This is a genomic window from Curtobacterium luteum, assembly GCF_001475545.1.
Taxonomy (GTDB): domain Bacteria; phylum Actinomycetota; class Actinomycetes; order Actinomycetales; family Microbacteriaceae; genus Curtobacterium; species Curtobacterium luteum_A.
Genome location: NZ_LDQC01000148.1, coordinates 1 through 769, shown reverse-complemented (window position 1 = coordinate 769; position 769 = coordinate 1). Strand labels below are relative to the sequence as shown.

Annotated in this window: 2 protein-coding genes; both read right to left on the bottom strand. The window is 60.6% G+C overall.

The annotated features are described in order from the left end of the window. Positions 1 to 156: 156 nt before the first annotated feature. Complete coding sequence (locus tag NS184_RS18040) at positions 157 to 462, bottom strand: hypothetical protein (protein WP_152998298.1); 306 nt, start codon at positions 460 to 462, stop codon at positions 157 to 159. Positions 463 to 577: 115 nt separating this feature from the next. Next, complete coding sequence (locus NS184_RS18930; RefSeq protein WP_275935041.1) at positions 578 to 703, bottom strand: hypothetical protein; 126 nt, start codon at positions 701 to 703, stop codon at positions 578 to 580. Between the last annotated feature and the right edge of the window lie 66 nt (positions 704 to 769).

Genomic DNA, 769 nt, shown 5'->3' with positions numbered 1-769 from the left:
TTTGGATGAGCGTGGACAGGTCGCGGCTGTCGAGGGTGCCGGTTGTCCACGATTTGCTGTCACGGGAGAACGCCATCCATTCCCCGTCGGAGTAAAGAACGAACCGCCCGTCACTGAGGATCACGGGCGGTTCACGGAACGACTCACGGGCGGACGTCACTGCTGCATCCGTTCGTCGGCGGCGATGATCGCGGCGGCGATGCGCCTGGCGTACATCTCAGCCCAGTTCTCCCGAAGGTTGACGGTCACTCGTTCGAGGAACGCATCGATCGCGTCGAGCAGGTCAGGGTTGCCCGCGGTCCCGACGATCAGGTGCGCGTCGGAGTCGAAGCTCGTCATATCCGCGATTGAGAAGTCGTCACCGCCCCAAACGGTCTTGCGACTGTCGAAATACCATGGGGTCGTATCGTTCTTCTCCCGCCACTTCTTGAGTACGTCGCGGGCTTTCTGAATGTCGTTCATCAGTCGTCCTTGATGTTGTGTGCGATGGCCCAGAACGTGATGCGTTCCCGGTCTGTGAGTTGCACGTCGTCGTGTTCGCCGGATGGGTGCAGCCACCGCCACGGAAGCCGGTCCATCAGACGGGTCCGATCAGCGATTCGGGAATGTACAACGCGAGCACAATCATCGCGCCGGTTACAGTCCAGAACGCTTGCTGCACCCACCACTGCAAACTGAATCTGCGCGGCTTACTCGTGCTCATGCTCGTCTCCTTGGCAGGTAGCTCATGTCTTGGTGGGACCGTCGTTCGCGGTTCCCGAGGTTGCCG

Bases quoted from the DNA above. Each gene is read 5' to 3' on its own strand.
- NS184_RS18040 (WP_152998298.1), bottom strand. From the start codon at position 462: ATGAACGACATTCAGAAAGCCCGCGACGTACTCAAGAAGTGGCGGGAG.
- NS184_RS18930 (WP_275935041.1), bottom strand. From the start codon at position 703: ATGAGCACGAGTAAGCCGCGCAGATTCAGTTTGCAGTGGTGGGTGCAG.